Annotated in this window: 1 protein-coding gene and 1 pseudogene; both read right to left on the bottom strand. The window is 71.3% G+C overall.

Translation table 11 applies throughout. The features are described from left to right. A pseudogene (locus FV222_RS22010) lies at window positions 1–200 on the bottom strand (DUF2459 domain-containing protein); the annotation flags it as partial. Further along, window positions 197–2,874 (bottom strand): valine--tRNA ligase (locus tag FV222_RS22015; protein ID WP_147815641.1); only part of this gene is annotated, 2,678 nt, incomplete at its 5' end. The pseudogene FV222_RS22010 and the gene FV222_RS22015, both read right to left, overlap by 4 nt.

A 2,874-nucleotide genomic window follows, 5' to 3' on the forward strand; every position in this document is an offset into this window, starting at 1 on the left:
GGCCCGGTCAGCGCCGCGGTCGGCAGCGCGACGCCGCTGTGCCAACCGTGGCTGACCACGTAAATCACCTGCGCCCCCGCCTTTGGCGGATACAGCGCCGGGTCGCCCGGCCGCGCCGTGAGGATCACGGCGAGGACGAACAATCCGACGAGCGATCCGACGGCGCCGGCGAGCCCCTTCGCCAGCCGGCGCAGGATCAAGCGGCTTGGTCGCTCAACCGCGTTAGCGCCTCCTGGAGCTTGGCCAGCCGCTCGGCCTCGGCCTCGCGCCGCTCGCGGCTCTCCTCGATGACCTCTTCGGGGGCGCGCGCCACGAAGTCGGCGTTGCCGAGCTTGCCGTCGAGCTTCCGGATCTCGCCCTCGGCCTTGGCGGCCTCCTTCTTCAGGCGCGCCACCTCGGCGCCGAGGTCGACGATCCCTTCCAGCGGCAGTGCCGCCACGCTGCCGCGCACGAGGAGCTGCACCGCGTTCCGCGGGGCGGCGTCGGCGAAGCCGATCTCGGACAGGCGGGCGAGCCGCACCAGCGTGTCGTGCCAGGCGCCGACGCGCACGCGCACGCCTGCGTCGGCGCCGACGATCACCAGCGGGACCTGGGCGCCCGCGGGCACCCCGGTCTCGGAGCGGGCCGAGCGCACCTCGGAGACGAGGTCGACGACGAAGCCGATCTCGGCCTCGGCCTCGGCATCCGCCAGCCCCGACAGGTCGGGCCAGGACTGGAGCGTGAGCAGGCCGCGGTTGGCGATCGCCTCGCCCTTGATCGCCCACAGCTCCTCGGTGAGGAACGGCATGAACGGATGCAGGAGCTTGGCGATCTGGTCGATGATGAAGGCGATGGTGGCTTGCGTCTCCGCCTTCAGCCCGGCCTCGACGCCCTCGCCCTGCAGCACGGGCTTGGCGAGTTCGATCGTCCAGTCGCAGAAGATGTTCCAGACGAAGCGGTAGGCCGCGGCCGCCGCGTCGTTGAAGCGGTAGGCCTCCAGGGCTGCCGTGACCTCGGCGACCGCGCGCGCCGCCTCGCCGAGCGCCCAGCGGTTCAGCGGCTCCCGCACCGCCTTCGGGTCGAAGGCGGGATCGAGGGCGCAGCCGTTCATCTCGGCGAAGCGCGCGGCGTTCCAGAGCTTGGTCGCGAAGTTGCGGTAGCCCTCGACGCGGGCCGGGCTGAGCTTGATGTCCCGCCCCTGCGCGGCGAGCGCCGTCAGGGTGAAGCGCAAGGCGTCGGCGCCGTACTGGTCGATCAGCCCGAGCGGGTCGACGACGTTGCCCTTCGACTTCGACATCTTGGCGCCGGAGGCGTCGCGCACCAGCGTGTGCAGGTAGACCGTGTCGAACGGCACGTCGTCGGTGACGTGCAGGCCGAGCATCATCATCCGCGCGACCCAGAAGAACAGGATGTCCTTGCCGGTGACGAGCGTGTTGGTCGGGTAGTAGCGCGCGAGTTCCGCGGTCTTCTCCGGCCAGCCGAGCGTCGAGAACGGCCACAGGGCGGAGGAGAACCAGGTGTCGAGGACGTCCTCGTCGCGGACGAGATCGACCGCGCGGCCCTGCTTCTCCGCGGCCTGTGCCTGCGCCTCGGCCTCGGTGCCGGCGACGTAGACGCCGCCATCCGCATCGTACCAGACCGGGATCTGGTGCCCCCACCAGAGCTGGCGCGAGATGCACCACGGCTCGATGTTCTCGAGCCACTGGAAGAACGTCTTCTCCGAATTCTCCGGCACGAAGCGGGTGCGCCCGTCGCGCACCGCCTGCAGCGCGCGCTCGGCCAGCGGCTTCACGTTCACGTACCACTGGTCGGTGAGGTAGGGCTCGATCACCACCCCCGAGCGGTCGCCGTGTGGGACGGCATGGGTGTTGGCCTCGATCTCCCGAAGGCGCCCTGCCGCTTCCATCAGCGCGACCACGGCCTTGCGGGCCGCGAACCGGTCGAGGCCGTGGAGGGCCAGCGCCTCCGCATCCGGGTTCGCGTCGGCCAGGAAGTCGGCGTTGCCGTCGAGCGCGATCCGCGCCTCGCTGTCCAGGATGTTGATCGGGCGGCAGCCGTGGCGGCGGCCGACCTCGAAGTCGTTGAAGTCGTGCGCGGGCGTGATCTTGACCGCGCCGGTGCCCTTCTCCGGGTCCGAGTAGTCGTCGGCGACGATCGGGATCAGGCGGCCGACCAGCGGCAGGCGCACGTAGCTGCCGACGAGCGCGGTGTAGCGCTCGTCCTCCGGGTGGACCGCCACCGCCGTGTCGCCGAGCATCGTCTCGGGGCGCGTCGTCGCGACGGTGATGATCGCCCCGGTCTCGGCGCCGGCCTCGTCCACCACCGGATAGTCGAAGTGCCAGAGGTGGCCCTTCACCTCGACCTGCTGGACCTCGAGGTCCGAGATCGCGGTCTGGAACTTCGGGTCCCAGTTCACGAGGCGCTTGTCGCGGTAGATCAGCCCCTGGGCATGCAGGTCGACGAAGACCTTCGTGACCGCGCGGACCATCTGCTCGTCCGGCGCCCCGCGCTCGCCCATGGTGAAGCGCTCGCGCGACCAGTCGCAGGAGGCGCCGAGCCGCTTGAGCTGCGAGACGATGGCGCCGCCCGCTTCCGCCTTCCAGGCCCAGACCTTGTCGAGGAAGGCCGCGCGGCCGATCTCGCGGCGGCCGGGCTCCTGCGCCTCCGCCATCCGGCGCTCGACCACCATCTGCGTGGCGATGCCGGCATGGTCCATGCCCGGCTGCCACAGCACGTCGCGGCCGCGCATCCGCTCGAAGCGGGCGAGGATGTCCTGCAGGGTGTTGTTGAGCGCGTGGCCGATATGCAGCGATCCCGTCACGTTCGGCGGCGGGATGACGATGCAGTAGGGCTCGGCGCCGGCCCGGTCCGGGCGCCCGGCGCGGAAGGCGTCGG

The sequence above is a fragment of the Methylobacterium sp. WL103 genome (genome assembly GCF_008039885.1).
Classification (GTDB): domain Bacteria; phylum Pseudomonadota; class Alphaproteobacteria; order Rhizobiales; family Beijerinckiaceae; genus Methylobacterium; species Methylobacterium cerastii.